15 protein-coding genes are annotated in these 16,860 nt (G+C 65.6%); 5 read left to right on the top strand and 10 right to left on the bottom strand.

Translation table 11 applies throughout. The annotated features are described in order from the left end of the window. Positions 1–18: 18 nt before the first annotated feature. The 7 genes from IM689_RS14310 to IM689_RS14280 form a co-directional block, all read right to left on the bottom strand. Complete coding sequence (locus IM689_RS14310; RefSeq protein WP_193644528.1) at positions 19–327, bottom strand: hypothetical protein; 309 nt, start codon at positions 325–327, stop codon at positions 19–21. 75 nt (positions 328–402) lie between these two features. Continuing rightward, positions 403–1,284, bottom strand: a complete 882-nt coding sequence (locus tag IM689_RS14305) for a hypothetical protein (protein ID WP_193644527.1) — start codon at positions 1,282–1,284, stop codon at positions 403–405. A 5-nt stretch (positions 1,285–1,289) separates the two neighbouring features. Next, the gene (locus tag IM689_RS14300) at positions 1,290–1,640 is read right to left on the bottom strand and encodes a hypothetical protein (RefSeq protein WP_193644526.1); all 351 of its coding nucleotides are present in this window, start codon (positions 1,638–1,640) and stop codon (positions 1,290–1,292) included. 14 nt (positions 1,641–1,654) lie between these two features. Further along, on the bottom strand, positions 1,655–2,080 hold the full coding sequence (locus IM689_RS14295) for a hypothetical protein (protein WP_047312923.1): 426 nt from the start codon (positions 2,078–2,080) through the stop codon (positions 1,655–1,657). A gap of 217 nt (positions 2,081–2,297) precedes the next feature. Continuing rightward, positions 2,298–3,305: a C40 family peptidase gene (locus tag IM689_RS14290; protein WP_193644525.1), complete on the bottom strand. Its 1,008-nt coding sequence runs from the start codon at positions 3,303–3,305 to the stop codon at positions 2,298–2,300. A 35-nt stretch (positions 3,306–3,340) separates the two neighbouring features. Further along, on the bottom strand, positions 3,341–4,516 hold the full coding sequence (locus IM689_RS14285; protein WP_193644524.1) for a MinD/ParA family ATP-binding protein: 1,176 nt from the start codon (positions 4,514–4,516) through the stop codon (positions 3,341–3,343). A gap of 345 nt (positions 4,517–4,861) precedes the next feature. Continuing rightward, on the bottom strand, positions 4,862–5,248 hold the full coding sequence (locus IM689_RS14280) for a hypothetical protein (protein WP_193644523.1): 387 nt from the start codon (positions 5,246–5,248) through the stop codon (positions 4,862–4,864). Between the two features lie 136 nt (positions 5,249–5,384). Between IM689_RS14280 and IM689_RS14275 the strand changes: the two genes are divergently transcribed. The 5 genes from IM689_RS14275 to IM689_RS14255 all read left to right on the top strand — a co-directional run bounded on the left by IM689_RS14275 (position 5,385) and on the right by IM689_RS14255 (position 8,467). Then, positions 5,385–5,801 (top strand): helix-turn-helix domain-containing protein, encoded by a 417-nt coding sequence (locus IM689_RS14275; RefSeq protein WP_193644522.1) that lies wholly within the window; start codon positions 5,385–5,387, stop codon positions 5,799–5,801. Between the two features lie 169 nt (positions 5,802–5,970). Beyond that, positions 5,971–6,282: a hypothetical protein gene (locus IM689_RS14270; protein WP_193644521.1), complete on the top strand. Its 312-nt coding sequence runs from the start codon at positions 5,971–5,973 to the stop codon at positions 6,280–6,282. Between the two features lie 149 nt (positions 6,283–6,431). Next, the gene (locus IM689_RS14265; RefSeq protein WP_193644520.1) at positions 6,432–7,322 is read left to right on the top strand and encodes a hypothetical protein; all 891 of its coding nucleotides are present in this window, start codon (positions 6,432–6,434) and stop codon (positions 7,320–7,322) included. Continuing rightward, positions 7,313–8,161: an oxygenase MpaB family protein gene (locus IM689_RS14260; RefSeq protein WP_193644519.1), complete on the top strand. Its 849-nt coding sequence runs from the start codon at positions 7,313–7,315 to the stop codon at positions 8,159–8,161. The genes IM689_RS14265 and IM689_RS14260 overlap by 10 nt, the downstream gene beginning before the upstream one ends. 114 nt (positions 8,162–8,275) lie before the next feature. Continuing rightward, positions 8,276–8,467: a hypothetical protein gene (locus IM689_RS14255; RefSeq protein WP_047312928.1), complete on the top strand. Its 192-nt coding sequence runs from the start codon at positions 8,276–8,278 to the stop codon at positions 8,465–8,467. A 2,192-nt stretch (positions 8,468–10,659) separates the two neighbouring features. On the opposite strand, the gene IM689_RS14250 is transcribed toward IM689_RS14255, so the two are convergent. From IM689_RS14250 to IM689_RS14240, 3 genes are all read right to left on the bottom strand, one after another. After that, positions 10,660–15,810 (bottom strand): methyltransferase domain-containing protein, encoded by a 5,151-nt coding sequence (locus IM689_RS14250; protein ID WP_193644518.1) that lies wholly within the window; start codon positions 15,808–15,810, stop codon positions 10,660–10,662. Between the two features lie 125 nt (positions 15,811–15,935). Continuing rightward, entirely contained in the window at positions 15,936–16,391 is a 456-nt protein-coding gene (locus IM689_RS14245; protein WP_193644517.1) for a hypothetical protein, read from the bottom strand. A gap of 249 nt (positions 16,392–16,640) precedes the next feature. Then, the gene (locus tag IM689_RS14240) at positions 16,641–16,799 is read right to left on the bottom strand and encodes a hypothetical protein (protein ID WP_156170456.1); all 159 of its coding nucleotides are present in this window, start codon (positions 16,797–16,799) and stop codon (positions 16,641–16,643) included. Positions 16,800–16,860 lie beyond the last annotated feature (61 nt).

The raw sequence follows: 16,860 nt of genomic DNA, 5'->3' as shown, positions 1-16,860 counted from the left end.
CAGGCGCGGCATCGAAGATCAGCCCGTGAATCCGCTGATGAATCCGAACCAGGCCGTCCACAGGATCGCCGCCAAGACCGCGACGATCAGGATGCCCACGCCGACGGAGGCCGACTTGTGGTGGCCGAGGACCTTGCCGCCGATGAGGGCGCCCACGCCGCAGAGGCCGCCGATGACGATGAGGAACAGCGTTCCCCACTTGACGTAGGCCATGATCTCGCCGGCCTGCTTCTCGGTGCCGGGCGGAGCCTTGGGCGGGGGGTTCGGGATGGGGTTGGCTGCCAGCAGGTCGTTGGCGTGCTGCAGGAGCTGGATCGTGGTGCTCATGGTGTGTCTCCTTCGTGGTGCGGGGTTTGGGGATGGATACCCGTCATCTCTGGATCGAGTGAGATGGCGGGGGCTCTAGGGGCGGGCCTTGCGCCAGCGGCGCGACCCCGTCTCGGGGAGGGGGAGGCCGCAGGCGCTAGCCACCAGTTCGTGACCTAATCGCGCCCAGATCCCTGCCGGGCCCGTGAGGGCCGCGTCGGCAGCGGGCAAGCCGCGCTGCGCGAGTTCCGGCAGGTAATCGAGCTGACGTGCTGAACTCATCGCCTGCTGCATGAAATGCGTGCCACCTACTGGCGTGGTGGCGGGCCCGACGAGGACGATGTCGTCGATCGGTGCCCACTCGCGTGAGACCCATTCGCTCAGCAGTGCCTCGCAGCGCAGCTGTGTGGACGCGTTGGACGGCAGCACGAGAACGACATGAGAGCCGATCGCGGTGTCACCCGTGAGCCACGTCGCGGCCGCGTCGTCGCTCAGGGCTTCTTCGGCACTCAACCCGAGATCGACGATCTGCGTCGGCGCTGTCGAAGCCGGCCACAGGTCACCCTCATCGACGCGAGTGTCCATTCGTCCGTCGACGTAGGTGGTCACGATCCGCCCGGAACGGGCCGGTACGAGCCTCGTGTGCGGGTCGATCCCTGCGGCCAGCCCTGTCGAGCCGCCGATCATGCGCAGCGCGGAGCGGCGCGGCGCGGCGGCGTCCGTCACGGTGATGTCGTCCTGACCGGCGGTCATCCGCGCAGCCGCGGAGGCGATGGACCACGCCACGGTGGAGGCCCCCACACCCGGAAGGCCACCGACAACGAGGAAGCGAGTGATTCCAGTGGAATCACGCTGGCCGTCAGCGACGTCTTCGGCGGCATCGCCACCCGGTGCTTCGACCTGCTGGTCGGTGAGGAACTCCTCGAGGGGCGAGCCCTCGACCTCGCCGGCATCTGCCCATGTGGGGCGATCGGTCATGGTGGTCATCCCTTCACCTGCGGCATCGGAAGCCCGGTCACGAGCGCAACGAGCGCCCAGGCGGTGAAGAACAGGTAGAGGGCGCCCAGGAGCAACAGGGTGGCGGTCACGGCCCAGCGTGCCTGCCACATCACGCCGCTCACCCCCCAGCGGCGACCCAGGGAGAACGGGAGTGCCACGTAGTGCGCAAAACGCTGCAGCCGCGTCGCAGCTGCGGGGGCGGGCGCAAAACGTGACTGGAAGGGCCAGCAGAACAGCACGAACCACAGACCTCGAGGGCGTCGCTGGATGCCGCCGATCACTGGGCCCGTCTTGGCCGTCACGGGAGTCTTTTCGGAACTGGTGCGGTAGAACATCAGACGCTCTCCCTTCACTCGTAGGTGCTGTCGGAACTGACGACCTGCCAGTCGCTTGAGGCGTTAGCGCGGTGCAGGTGCATGAACACGCTCGACTTCTGCGGGTCAGCCTTCGCGCCGTGTGTCGTGACGGTCACCTCGTAGGTGAGGTAGGCGTCAGTGGGGGTGCTCGGGAGCGGGTCGTTGGACGGAACGAGGGTGACCTTCGCGCTCGTGTACCCCTTCGCCGCCTCCATCGCGTTCCACGCAGCGCCAGGTGCGGCAACGGACTGCTGACGCAGCGTCGCCGCGTAGGACGACGACGCCAGGACGGCCGCGCGGTCGGCAGCGTTCCAGGGGCTCGTGTCGATCTTCGTGTCGCTGGTGTTGAGTGCCACGAGAAAGGCCTTCCCGACGGCTTCCGCATCCGCGCGCTTCACGGACGAGATCGGCGTCGCCACTCCGCGAGGGTTCGGCTTCGTCGTCCCCGTTGGAATCGGACTGGGCGAGTACATGGACGTTGACGTCGCCGAACTCGACGCCGCTGGTTCCTGCGACGACGACCTGCCGTCACCTTGTGAGCAAGCGGAAACACTCAGCGCCAGGCACGCGCACGCCAGTGCTGTCGTCGTTGACCTTGTGAGCTTCATAGCTTTGTTCCTCGTTCCTCTCGGGCTTCTACTTGACCCACGGTGGCCGCGCCGCGTTGACGGGGTGGCCCCAGATGGGGCCGACCTTCAGATTCGTTGTCGATTGCTGGGCCTCGACGATCTTCCCGTTGCCCCAATAGATCGCGACGTGCGTGGCAGGGCTGCCCCAAAACAGCAGGTCACCCGGTTTGAGGGAGTTCACGTCCACAGGCACCCGCCAGGAGGCGGTGTAGCTCTGCTGCTGCGCTGCGGTGCGCGGAAGCATGACCTTCCCGCCGCTGCCGACGTACGTCGCCATCCGCGTCAACCCCGAGCAGTCATAGCCCGGGCCGCGCCCATCGACGCGGTCCCTACCCGAAGGGCTAGTCGGCGTGCCGCCGCCCCACACGTAGGGCAGACCCACGACGCTGTTCGCCGCAGCGAGGATCGGCTTCGCTTTGCCGCTGACGCCCGCCGGCGCGCCCCCGGCCGACACGCTCGAAGCGTTGACGCCGCCGTACGCGGCGATCGCCGTCTTCGGAATGATCTGGACGTACTTTTGCGTCTCGGGGAAAGCAGGCACACCGCGCGCTTTCAGGACGGCACCCCACCCGGCGTTGTACCCGGCGAGCATCAACTGTGTGATGTCACCGCTGACCTTGTGTGAGGCCAATGCCGCACTTGCCTGTCCAGCCAGCTCACACATGAACTTGCCCTGCGCCATGATCGCGTCCGGGGCCTCCCACGGGGAGGCCTTGCCGTTACCGTTCGCGTCCACCGCGTAGGCGGGCCACGAATCAGGCATGAACTGCCCAATACCCATCGCGCCGACACCGCTACGAGCCTTCTCATTGAACTTTGACTCGTGATACAGCTGCGCGGCGAGCAGGGGTGGCTTGACCTGGGGGCAGATCGAACCGGCCTTGTTGATCCACGACACGTACTGCGCCGGGACCGAACCGTCCTTCAGGGAGCCACCCATACCGGTGCCGCCGTCGAAGTTGCTCGGGCTTTCGCAGGCGCTAGCAGCGAGGGTGAGTGCCGCAGCGACCACCATCCTTCGTGTCCGCTGCGTCGCACGAAAGCCCGCCTTCATGCCGAGTACCGATCCGCGATGAGCGCGGCGATCTCCGCGAACGCCTCACGCGTGCGGGGATTCATCCGCTCCAGGTGCACCTTCGCGCCATCGGCCAGGTGCTGATCAGCAGGCACCTTCACCACAGGCTGACCCTCGAACATGGCGAGGACAGCCTTCTTATCGACCTCGCGGGAGACAAGATCACGCTCGGTCAACGCCACAATCGCGCTATCCGCGAGACGATCGAAACCGTTGCTACGCAGCCACACCAACGTCTCGTACGCCCGCTTCGCCCCCGTGATGGAGTACGCCGCTGGCACGACGAGAGTGTCGGTGCGCGCCAGGATGCCCGGCATGATCGGGTGCGTGATGCCCGTGCCCGCATCGACGTGGATCGAGGAGTAGTAGCTCGACAGGATCTCGATGACCGCGTTGAACTGAGCCGACGTCAACGACTCACCCAGCTTCGGGTCAGGCTCTCCCGGAAGCACCGTCAACCGGCCTTCGGACTCCAGGAACGCCGACAACTGCCCGATGCTGTGCACGTGTTCGACCTGCTCGGCCAACGCGTTCACACCCGACAGTCCCTCACGCCCCGTCACGCGCTCAGCGAGGTCACCCGCGTCCGGGTTGAAGTCGCCTGCAACGACCGCCTCCGGGCGGTACTGCGCCGCCGTCAGCGCGGTGCCGATGCACGTTGTCGTCTTCGTGATCCCGCCCTTGAGGCACAAGTACGTCGTGACGTGCGCACCCCTCAGCGGACGCTGGATTCGCGCCATCCGCTCCTGCTCCCGCACTTGCGCCCTCGAGGGGCCAAGGTTCACCAACCCACCGGTCATCGCGTAAACCCACCGCCGCGGACCCGACGTCGGCTCAAGAGGCCGTGCCCGCAGCAACTGGGGACCGGACACGTTCCCTGAAGGCGTGCGCTCTCCCACCTCGACGAACGGGTTGACCTCAGCGCGCAACACCTCTCCCCCGAGGGACTCCACGACGTCCCTGTACTCGTCCTCGAAGAACTGAACCTCTCCGGCGTCTCGTGCCGCCGGCTCGGAGACGCGACCCGGCAACGGGTGACGCTGAACCTCTGTCTCAGCCGGTGCCAATGACGGGGTGAGTCCATTGGACTCACTGCGCACGGATTCCTTGGCAGGGCGCGCCTTCTTCTCGCGGAACGGCGACTCACTCACAACAACCTCCAGAAACGTGATGGGGGGTGGTGGCCAAGCGGTACGCCTGACCACCACCGTTCTTGGCCTGGACCGCTGCGTACGCGGGAAACGACGGCACACGGGAAAGGCGAACTTCTTCGCCGACCAGGGCCAAGCAAGCACCAGCACTCCAGGTGCTGGAAAAGATGTGGGTCGAACACACGCGCCATGCCCGACCCACCCCGCTCACCAGTCGGCGCTCACACGTATGGGCACACGCGGAACCGATGAAGTGACTGGAAGCGGGAGAATTTGAAGGCGTCTCACGAGCCACTCCCCGGGCGGGAATGGCTCGCCGAACACCTGTGGGAGCAGGTATGAGACTCATGCCCAACCTCCAGCTCGCCGTGCCTGCAAAGACGCCTGCCACGTGACGGTCTCTTGGCACTCGATCTGGGCGGCGATGCTGCCCGCGTGAGAGGCGTAAAGCGAGAATCGCGCGGCCAAAGAGTCGAGGGTGATACGCCCTGCGCTCAGCTCCTTCGAGAGGCCGCGCATTTGGGTAGCAACACCCGAAATGGCACTGAGCAGGGTCTCGCGATTCCCCCCGGTCAAAACGATGCGCGACGGTGACGCGCACCATGTGACAGTGCCGGTTCGAGCCAGCACCTCGGCCAATCCCATGCCCATGACAGAGGCTGCGATCTGCGGGGAGGCCTGGGACCACAGCTTGATCTGGATCACTTCAAGTGCCTGATCACGTTCGCTCATAGTGGAAACCGTCCGCCCTTTGTTTGCTGTAGCAACCTAGCAAACAAAATAGTGCTTTCGTTGGCTGTGCGCAACCCCTTCGAGGCCGCGTCTTGCGGAGGTAGTGATGGGTGACCACCCGCTACACTGGCGGGCCATGGACACCTTTGCTGATCGTCTCCGGGCGCTTCATGAGCGTGTCCTGGACCCCTCGACCGGCAAGCCCTACACCTACCGCTCGATGGCGCACGTTCTTCATGAGCGCGGCGCCGACGTCAGCGCGTCCTACCTGTCTCAACTCTTCACCGGAAATCGGAGGCAGCCGAGCTTCGCGACTGTCCGTGCTCTGGCCAACTTTTACGGGGTCTCGCTCGCATACTTCGATCTGGATGACCACGAGACGCCGCGCGCCGTGCTCCAACAGCTAGACACGCTGTTGCTCGCTCAAGATCGACGCTTTCAGCGGATGATGGCCCGTGGCTCCACGGAGACGGATCGGCAGGCGCTCATCAGTGCGCTCCTCGAGGCGATTGATGAGGCCAATAGGGATAGTGATGCTCGGGAAGCTCCGTAAGCCCCGTGGGGTGCGCCCTGCAGACCTTTGTCCCGCTGACGGGTCCACCGCCAAGCTCCTGCAGAAGGCCGCCGCTGTGACCGGGAGGCCGATCACAGTGATTGAAAAGCATCTTCCGAGTGGCGGGCCTTCTGGGGTGTGGGTTTGCCTCCCAGACAAGGACCTTGTGGTGCTTGACACGCAGGGAACCTTGATGAGACGTGACGCAGCGTTGTGCCACGAACTTGGGCATATCGTGCTGGGCCACTCTCCAAGCGAGGGAGACACTGCAGCTCTCTTCCCCGATCTCGACCCTGCTCTCGTCGCCACCCTTCTGGGTGACTCAGCCGAGGACAGATCCGGTGGTCAGGCCATGATGTTCCGCTGCACCTATGAGGATCGGCAGGAGCTGGAGGCCGAGCGCTTTGCTACCGAGTTGCTAAGCGCCCTCATCGATTCACGTAACACTGCCATCTCGCACGCCTACAACCGCTTCCGGTGAGACATTTCGCTGTCCTGGCGTGCTGGGCCGCCTGCGCCGCACGCTTGTGGCTGACCTTCGTGCGAGGACCAAGGCCGATTTGGCGTGTCTCTCTGACGCTCTCTCTGACCTTCGTCACCCTTGGAGCCACAGTCCGCTACGAGCCTTGGTTGCTTCTCAACATCCCTGGGTTTGCCGAGGCTGCGTCCTACTTCTGGCTCTTGCTGGGAGTGGGCATGGTGAACGTCTACGTGGACTCCCTTGAGCAGGCCGCTCCGTCGTGGAGGCGGTCACGACGACACATCGTGACCGGGGTGTGCCTAGCGCTCCTCGTTGTTGTTTCCTGGCTCTACATTCCAGACAAGATGGATTCTGCAGGTCTGGCGGTTGCCCCGATGTCTCTCCCACTCGCGGTGTTTATCCTCACCGCAGACGCTCCCCTGGCGGTGACGCTCGGTCGCATCAGTCGGTACTGCCTCCGCCAAATTCGGGATGTATCACGGCTCCCGGCTCCCGGTGAGCGCAGCGGCCTCGCTCTTATCGGCCTCTTTTGCGGCACGGGAATGCTCAGCTTCGCCACCTCTTCACTTGATGCCATCGTGAGACTCCCCACCGGAGCAGCTCGCTCCCCCCACAACCCGTTGACGATCGCTACCCCGATCATCAACGCGATCAGCCTGTGCGGTCTGGCAATCGGTCTTTTCCTTCTTCTCGCGGGCCCCACCCTCGCCGTGCGCGGCCAGCGGAGGCAGGCCGCTCTGGTACGCCCATTCTGGGAGTTTCTTGTTCGACGGCATCCGGAGGTCCATCTCGAGGGGTCTCAGCGTGGCCTAACCCGAATGAGGATGGAGGTGCATGACGCACTCTCCCTTTGCTATCTCCCGCGGACGACGCCGGCGACGCCGGAGGCGATCGTCCGAGGCATCATCGCGGGGCCTGAGCGACCCCTAGGGCCGGACTCCGCCGTTCCGGCGGCTCACCTCGTCACGGTGGGGCACCTCACCGAAGCTGACCTTGCTATGGCCTACAACGCCGCGACAGAGGAGATCTCATGCATGTGACCCGGCAAAAGCGGATCGAGGCATTGCACGCCCTGGCGGCTGCTGGCCGCTGGGAGGACGTCTATCGCCAGCATGTTCTGTTCGAGTTCCCCCACGAAATGCGGATGGGTTTCCAGCTCGCCTTTCTTCGCCCCTTCTGCGACCCAGAGATGGCGCACGTCCTAGTGGCGGCGGGCAGGATTGCGCACAGTGCTCAACGACGCGCCTATGACACTGGAATCGTCATCCACGAGATCATCGCGGATGGAACGGATGGTGCGCGCGCTCGGCAGATGATCGCCCACATGAACCGCCAGCACCACCACTACCCAGCTATCACGCCCGAGCAGATGACCTATGTCCTAGCCGCTTTCGTTGCGGCGCCCGGGCGGTACGTCGAGCGTGAGGGTTGGCGCCCGATGCTCGACGTAGAGCGGCAGGCTGCTAGCCGTTTTTACGATCGTCTCGGGGAACTGATGGGCATCCGTGACCGCCACACCAGCTACGAACACGCTTGCCAGATCGTCGACGACTACGAAGCGACTAACCTCCGCCCAAACGCTGACACTCTGGAGTTGGGCGACCACTTGCTTCGTGTGCTGCGTGATCGTCTCCCGTGGCCGGTATCCAACGCCTCAGGGCAGATCTTTGCTAGCCAGATCAATGATTCAGCGGTGGCGCACGCGGTGGGCCTTCCCGGTGTGAACGTACCGACCCGGCTGCTCGCTCGCGCCATCAGTGGGGCGCGAAGGCTCGTCCTTCCACACCTCCCGGCACCCACGAAGCCAGCCTTCGTCCCCGGACAGCCCGCAGGGCCTTACACGCGGGGCTACGACCTCTCTCAGATCGAGAAGCCTTGAACGCTCGCGACACGCGCAAACAAGATCCTCGTAATGTTTGCTAGAGTCGAGTCGCGACACGCTGGATATCCAGCCTCCCTGACCTCCGCGGTCTGAAGTGGAAGGATTTGCCCCATGGCTGATCTGGAGCGCAGTGAGAATCGTGAGGTCATGATCCCGTTTCGAATGTCCAAGGCGCGGCGGATCGAGCTCAAGGAGCGAGCAGCAGCCCAGGACACGACGGTGCAGGCACTGATTGAAAGGGCCCTCTGGGGTGATGAGCTTGCGCTCCCTGAGGAGCAGATGGAACTCCCAATGACAGGTTGATGTGTCGGGGCAATGCCCCGGATACCACGAGAGCCGCCCTGGCAGGGGCGGCTCGTGGTGAAGCAAGTGAGAGGCCAGTTGGCGCTGGTGACTCTCTTATTCGTCTCCGAACCGTGCAAGGAGGAGAGGTGGCTTTGTGCTACCCAGATTAGCAGTACCCGACGCGCCGCGTCACGTCTCGATCGCAGCTCGCCTCGATCAGGTGTTGTTCGAGGCGGGCGCGTGGTTCGCGATTGACGCCGAAAACCGGCGTGTCCCCGGGGTTTCCGTCGCTTCGCTGGAGCAGGGGAAGACCCTCATTGGTTCTGGGCGTGTCGCGACGCTCGTTGGGCGACTACGGGCCGGGTTTGCGGTGTTCGACGTGGACGTCGAGGGCGTCATGGGTGAGGCCATCACGGAGCACCTCGCCGCCTGGTGCCGGGATCACGAGGTGTGGCACGTGGTCCGCCCTTCGGGTGGTAGCTCCGGTCGGCATCACGTGTTCGTGAGCACGCGCAGCGTTGAAGACGATCTGGACGCACTCGTGGCGCATACGCGCACCGCGTGGCGTGTGGGGCGCACGAAGGTCGACTTGCGCCGTGACGTGAGGCCGTTGAGTTGCCCCCACCGCCGTAGCGGGCAGACCCCTGCCGTCGCGGGCGACGTGCGAGCGGCGTTGGCTTCCTTGTGGCAGCTGGCCGAGACAATGCCCGCGCCCTTGCCGTCACCGCGCCGCCGAATAGCCCGGACGTCTCAGCCTCGTCGCCTGGCGCGCGAGGATTTCGCCGGCGAAATCAGCGGGCGCGAGCATGAGGCGCGTGTGCCACGCCGGAAGCGACCGCACCGTCCCCTTGAGGATAAGTGGGCTACCTATCTTGCGACCGGCCGACGCCCGGCGTGGAAGCGCGCCGATGAACCGGGCGTGGACGCGAGCAACTCGACGTTCGAACTCATGTGCACGGCCTCGATGGTGCGTGCTGGCTGGACACACGAGCAGGCGTGGCAGGCCATCAAGGCCGCTCACCCGGACGCGATGAGCCACGCACGAGAGAGTCGCCAGCGGTGGACGCGCCTGGTGTGGCGCGATGCCGTGGCCAGCGATGACACCTTCACGCCGACGCCAACGATCGACACGGCCGTGTGGGCGGCGACGCAGGAAGCGCGGGCCCGACTGCGTGCGTGCGCTTGGCGTCTGCCGGTGCGTCAACGCACGAGCCTGCTCGTGGTCGCTGAGGTCGTGCTGCGGCGCATGGAGACGACGGGCAGCCTTCGTGTGCCCGTACCCGAGCGTGACCTGGTGCTCGACACCACGATCCGGGACCGCACCACGATCCGGCGCTGTCTGCGCCTCCTCGGCCGAGACGTCGGCACTCTTCACCGAGACGGCCTCGACTACTCGAGGAAGAGTGCCACGAGCTTCGAATTTGAGATAGCCCCTGCCCTAGGTGGGGTGTGTGAAATCCCCCCACCTAGTTTTCACACCCCCTTGCCGAACGCGCTACCCCAGCACCTCAGCCTCCACCACTGGCTCACCCTGCGCAGCCTCCACCCTTCCTCCCCCCTCACACCCGAATCCCTCGTCCTCCACCTCCAGCGCGTCCCCTCACCCGAGGCCCCCGCGCCCACCCACGCTCTACGCTCTCAGCGCCAGGCTCTCGCCGAGCTCCAGGATGCCGGCGTCGCCCACTGCGATGCCGATGGCGGCTGGACTCGCCCCAAAGAGCTCCCTGTGCGCAGCACTCGTCATGACGATCACGCAGAGGCGTCCGCGCAGGTGGCGGCGGAACGCGCGGCATGGCGTACTGGCCACCGCAGCAGGTGGGACGCGGAGCGTCAGATCGCCCACAAGGAACTGAGAGAGCGTCACAGGCGCTGGTGGGCTGCCCTCGCTCCAGAGCAACGCCGAGCACGTCTTCGTGAACTCTCAGGCCGGTTTGACGCCTCTAGCGTGGCGGAGCAGTCAGCCCTCAAGCACCAGTTGATGCACCGTGACGCGCGTCGAGGTATCGACCCTGTCGCTCGCCGAGAGGCGTGGTGGCAGGCGCACTCACCTCAACAGCGGCAGGAGCGTGTCGACGCACGGTTGAGGCGGTGGCAAGCGTTGAGTCATCCCGAGCAGGTCGCGCACGCTCGCGCCTGGAGTGAGCACCGCCGGAATCTGCGGCGCGGCGACGCGGCGGGGTGGGGTGATTCCACTGGAATCACCCCACCGATCACCAACTCATCCCAGGCCCCGAGCGGTCATCGCGCTCGGGCGCGTCATAGCGACGCTGGAAGCGAGAGCCACGCTGTTCATGCTCCGCAGTGGGAGCGTTGAGGCTTCGAAGCTTCTCCAAGGCTTCGGTGAACCCCTGGCGGCCCTGGCCGGTGATTTGCACGGGTTCCTCATCTTCCACGGTGTACCGCGGCCGAAGGAGTGAACCTTGCTGAGCCTCCACCTCTGTGGTGTCGGAGGCTGTCCCAGCGTCAGACGCCTCCTCACGGGTCTCCTTCTCCCCGCTCAGTTCACGCTCGAGGCGCTCGACGCGTTCGCGGGCGGCTTGCAGATCCTCGCCGCGTGCGAACGGCTTCCCGACCGCAGCGCGGGCGGTCTCGAGGTCCTTCGTGGCTGCCTCTTGTCGCTGCTGGGCCCTTTCGAGGGCGCCGGGCACGGAGGTGACCATGTTCTCCAGGCGAGTGGTCAAGCCGTGTGAGTCATCCTTACCGACGATGGAGTTGAGGTCGTCGCGCAGGAACACGTCGACGCTGAGGCCTTGGAGGCTCAGCACGGCCTTCGTTGAGCCGAGACGCGATTCGACGGTCGCGTCGAAGGTCAGGCCGCCCACCTGGGCGATCCCGGAGACCTTCACCGGCTCACCGGGGTTGGCCCGAGCGATCGCGGCGGTGTTGAGGAGTTTCCCGCGTAGTGCCGTTGCAGCCTCGACGCGATCGTCGTACACGCGCCCGTCATCGCCGGTCAGTCGGAACGCGTCGCCTTTCGTCGACGTGATCTGCGAGGCGGCGGCCTCGAGGCGCGGGATACGCACCTGCAGGCTGTCCAACTCGCGTTGCACGGACTCGACGGTTCCGCGAGCGGCGGTCTGGCTGCGCCGGTGCGCCTTCTCGAGGTTCTGCAGCTTCGCGAACTCCTGGTCGGCTTGTGCCTTTTCCAGCAGGAGCGGGTTGCCGGAGGCCAACGCTTTGACCTCGTTGAAGCTGAGTGCCTGATCAGAGCTGATGTCCTCGGCTTCACGGGTCGTCAAGTCGCCGTGCATGACCTGGTCGATGAAGCGGGCCTTCCGCTCGACGGTCTGCCACATGTACGCATCGAAGCTGCCCTCGGTGGCGTAGCGCAGGATCTGCACTTCGGGGTTCTGGTTGCCCTGCCGGATGATGCGCCCTTCCCGCTGCTCGACGTCGGCCGGCCGCCAAGGGCAGTCGAGGTGGTGCAGGGCTGTCGCGCGGGTCTGGATATTCGTGCCGACGCCCATCTTCGCCGTCGAACCGATGAGGACATCGACACCGCCCGTGCGGCACTCCGCGAACAACCGTTCCTTCTTCTGATCGGTGTTCGCGTCGTGCACGAACCGGATACGGTCCCGTTCCATGCCAAGATCGACGAGGTTGTCGCGCAGCTGCTCGTACGCGTTCCACCCCTCCCCTGGCGTGCCCAGGTCAGAGAACACGATCTGCAGGCCACCGCGACGTGGGTGCTCCTGTCCATCAGCGCCCAGATAGACGTTGTCCTGCGTGGTGCGGTGAATTTGGTGAATGCGCGCGGCCGCGACATCGAGTTTGGTCATCACCGGGAACAGCGACTCATCTGCTGCGGGCCGAATGGCTTCGGGCAACATCCGCAAATCGAGCGCTGCTTTACGACCGTCGCCGCTGATCTTGAGCATGTTGTCCTGCTTGAGCGTAACTGCGCGCGCGCGTACGTCCTCCGCCCGATCGGCCAGCTGCTGCATGAACTCGCCCATCTGTGGGGAGGGCTCGACCAGCACTGTCTCCGCGAGCCGTTCCCCGTCCTCGCGAGCGACGAGGTCGGGCACGTTCAGCTGCAGTTCTGCGGACGTCTTCACGTCGGCCGAGACATGCCACATGCGCAGCAGCTCGGGCAAGTTGTTGAACTTCGCGAACCGCGTCTTGGGGCGGAAACCTCCGCCTTCAGGTGCCATCTCCAGTTCGGTCGTCGACTCACCGAATGTGGCCGCCCAGGAGTCGAAGTCGCTGATGCCGGCTGCCTCGAGCAGGTCAGGGCGCAGGTAGCGCTGCATGACGTAGGCCTCGGACATCGTGTTCGCGATCGGGGTCGCTGTGGCACCGGTCAACACGCGCGGATTACGTCCGGCCTCTTCGGCACGTTGGCGCAGGTAGTCGACCTTCATATCCAAGTCTGTAGCCCGCAACGCTCCCTCACTGCCGACGCCCTCGATGTTCGAGACGATGGTGAGGTTCTTGTACAGGTGCAGTTCGTCGACGAGGAGGTAGTCGATGCCGGTCTGCTCGAAGGTCAGGCCGGGGTCCTTCTTCATGTCGAGTTTGGCGTCCATGCGCTCTTCGAGCCGCTCGATGGCGGCTTCCATGCGCTTGGTCGTCATGCTGCGCCCGCCGCTGTCCTGCAGCCGTTCCAGTTGTGCGCGGTAGTCAGCGACCACCCGGTCGCGGTAGTCCGAACGCACGGCGTGGGAGACGTCGAGTGACCCGAATGCCTCCTGGGTCACGATGATGCCGTCCCACTGCCCGGTCGCGGCCTTCGCGATGAACTCTCGGCGACCGTCGCCCTTCAGATCCTCGCTCCCAGCAGCGAGCACGTTCGCTTGCGGGTACAACTCCAGCCACTCGCGGCTCACCTGCTCGAGCATGTGGTTGGGGACGACGACGGCGGGCTTGTTCACCAGCCCGAGCCGGCGAAGCTCGGTCGCGCCCATCACCATCTCGGCCGTTTTGCCCGCACCGACGCCGTGGTACAAGCCGACCGACGGTTCGGAGATCATCCGCGCAACGGCCGTTCGCTGGTGCGGGTGCGGGTTGAACGAGGACACGAGGCCGGGAAGTTGAAGGCGTTCCCCGTCGGGTGTGTAATCGCGCAGGACGTGCGCGTTGAACAGTTCGTTGTACCGCTTCGCCAACCGCAGCGATCGCTCAGGGTCCCCCCAGACCCACTCCCCGAAGGCTTCCTGCATCGCTTCGGCCTTGGCTTTGGCGGCTTCGGTCTCGGTGGCGTTGACGACGCGTCGTTCGCCGCCACCGGGCAAGCTCTCGGTGTCCTTGACGATGACAGCCTTCTGCGTCATCAAGCGCTGTGCGAGATCCAGCGCGTTCATCCGCTCGGTGCCCCACTCGGACACCGCCTTCTGCGATGTCTTCGAGCCGCCCTCGATGCTCCACATCGAGCCGCCACCGTGCGCAACACTCACCCGGGGGTCATCGAGCGTTTCCTGCAAGAATTGCTCCACGTCCTTGCGCGGAATCCAGATCGCGCCCATGCGAGCGGTGATCTCATCGGGGCCCAGGTCTCGAGGTATCACCGCGCTGAGGGCGTCGATGTTGCTGCTCAACTCGGGGCGCGCTGCGACCTCGGAGCGCGCCGCCGCGAGCTTCTCGCGCACGTTGCCCGAAAGGTACTCAGCGGCCGGGACCAGCGTGTCGTCGCGCGGGTCGAGGAACACCATGTCTCCGAGCTGCTCTCGGGCGTCCTCAGCATTGACTCCGAGCAACTCGCCGATGCGCGCCAGGTCCACGCTGCGCTCGGCGTCCCACACCATCGCCAACGCGTCAGCCGGTGAGTCCGCGCGCGTGGGAACGACGCGGGGCGCGATGACACGCCCGTCGAAGATCGCTGCCTTGACGGCCGTTCCCGTCTTCTCGTCGTGAGCCTCCAGCGCCGACACGACGGTGCGGTGCGGGTCCGCGCGGAACGTCTTGACCGCCGCCGGGACACGTCGCGTCACGATCGGGTTGCCCCGCTTGTCCAACCGGGACGTCTCGGTGACCTTGACGCGGTTGAGCGGCCCGAAGCGATCGACGTAGGCGTCGTAACGCCGGTTCAGCTGGGTGCGCAGCGCGGCGATGCTCTCGGTGTCTTCGAGACTTGCGGCCTCAGCGTCGAGCAGCCTGACAGCGACGTCGCGCAGACCCACCAGTTCGCGCAGTTCACGACGTTGAGCATCGGGAACCTCCAGCGGTTCACGGATCCCATCAACGACGCGCGTGAACCCGTCGCCGTCGATCGCGATGTGACCGTGGAACGTCGAGATGTCGCCCGTGCGAGCGACCGCTTCGACGACCATCTCCGCGTCAGGCTGTGCCTCGTCCGAGGTGGCCGGCGTCCACGTCAGGCCAGCCTCACGGCCCGCTTGGACCGCCGTCATCACGGCGCGCCCGAAGTCGACCTCCACGTCCCCGTCAGAGCGCACCTCGAGGGTGTGCGCGTTGAACATGCCATGATCCAGCCGCATCTGCCCCAGCACGGCGTTCGGGTGGTCTTCCCACCACTGATTGACCACGGTGGGCACGGTGAGGCCATCACGGTCGGGGAGGTCGATGGTCGTGGTGTGAACCCACGAATCGTCCCCGGGAGTCTCGTCCGGGCCGCGACGTCGCAGCATGACGAGGTCGGTCACAGCCTCCGTGCCCGCCAGCTGGCGATGGGCGCCGGTCGGCAACCTCACCGCGCCGATCAGGTCAGCCTGCTCGAACATGGCTCGCCGCGCCGCGTCGCTCTGCGCGTCCAGCGTCCAGCGTGAAGTCAGCACGGCGACGACGCCACCAGGGCGGGTCAGCGCGAGGGACTTCAAGATGAAGTGGTTGTGCAGGGAGTGCTTGTCGGCGTTGTGCTTCGGGTCGTGCAAGGCCGTTTTCCCGAAAGGCACGTTGCCGATCACCGCGTCGAACGTCCCATCCGCGAAGGGGCTATCCGCGAAACTCTCCGCGCGTACGCGGGCCTGGGGGTTCAACTGTTGGGCGATCAGGGCTGTGACGGGATCGAGCTCGACGCCGGTAAGGCGGATCTCGTCACTCAGCCGGGAGTCGCCCACCGGTGCGGCCTGGAGGAACTGCCCCGAACCGCACCCCGGCTCGAGGACCTGCCCGCCAGTGAAGCCCATCTGCAGCATCGCTTCCCACATGGGGTCGACGTAGTCGTTCGCCGTGTAGTGAGCGTTGAGGATGGTCCGTCGAGCCGCGTTGTACTCCTGCTGCGTCAGCAGCTCGCGCAGCTGCTCCCGCTCGGACTGGAAGCGCTCATCGCGCGCGTCAAAAACCTGAGGCACAGCACCCCACGAGGTCCACCCCGCGAGCACCTGACGTTCGTCAGCGGTGGCATCGCGCTCGTCAGCCTGCAATTCCAGAGCGAGCCGCAGCGCCGCGAGGTTGGTCTCCACGCGTCGACGGGCCCCCGCAGGCACGGCCGCACGCACCGGGGTGATTCCACTGGAATCGGGGACATCAACCGAGTCCCTCAGGAGGCTGGCAAGGTCGTCCTGCTCCCCCGCATAATCAGCGGGCTCTACCGGGGCTGCTGCTTGCTCAGCTCCTGCGCGATCCACGCCTTGCGGGCCGCTTTGAACTCCTCGACCGTCGAGGGGTGATCCTCGGCCGACATCTCCCACAACGGGTGCGTCCGGTCGACGGGCATCCCCATCTCGTCCATGAACGGCATCGCGTCCTCCGGGGACATCTCCACCTCGCTCGGGTCGCTCTCCGGCTCCAGGAGCCACTCCGATAGCGCGATCTCCCGCGCGCTCTTGTCGATCGCGTTCAACCGCCCCACCCGCGCCAGGTAGTCCATCTGCGCCAAGCTCGCCGCCTGCTCGGACTCCATCGCCGCCGCGCTCTGCGTCACCTGGTCCTCGATCTGCTCCCCCACGCTCGCGAAGAATGTCGTCGGGTCCTCGATCTGCGCGTACCGGCTCGGTAGCCACGTCTTCCAGTGCTGCTGCACTGTCTGCCCGTAGTTGTTCATCGCGCTCGTTCTCTCCCATTCCGAAGATGTCGAAAGCCATCTGCTGGTCGGGGGTCCCCCGCCGTCGCGCAGCCATGAGTCGTCCTTCCCAGAGAAAAGCAGGTTGCGACCACCATGCCAACGGCATCGACCCCACATCGGCCTACGAGCGTCATTCATGCTTGTCATCCCCTTCCTTGGACTGGTGACTGTGCGCGACCGCGACGATTCGCGGTTTCACGCGGGTGTAAGTGGGTGATTCCAGTGGAATCACTCGTCGTCATCGAGCGGTCGACGCCCGACGTCGAGGTGCGCCACCGTGGGCCACGGGTGCCCCTGGTGGTGCTGCTGTTCCAAGTGCGCGACATGCGCGCGCACGGCGTCCGTGACGAGTTGCGACAGGCTGTAGGACGGGTCAACGGTCTTCATGCCTTTGACCGTCGCCCGGGCACGCGCACGCAGCGACCCGGGTATCTGGGTGCTGAACGGT

It is taken from the genome of Dermacoccus barathri (assembly GCF_015070805.1).
Taxonomy (GTDB): domain Bacteria; phylum Actinomycetota; class Actinomycetes; order Actinomycetales; family Dermatophilaceae; genus Dermacoccus; species Dermacoccus abyssi.
Note: the sequence above shows the minus strand (reverse complement) of the source record. Positions and strands in the feature narration are given on the sequence as shown.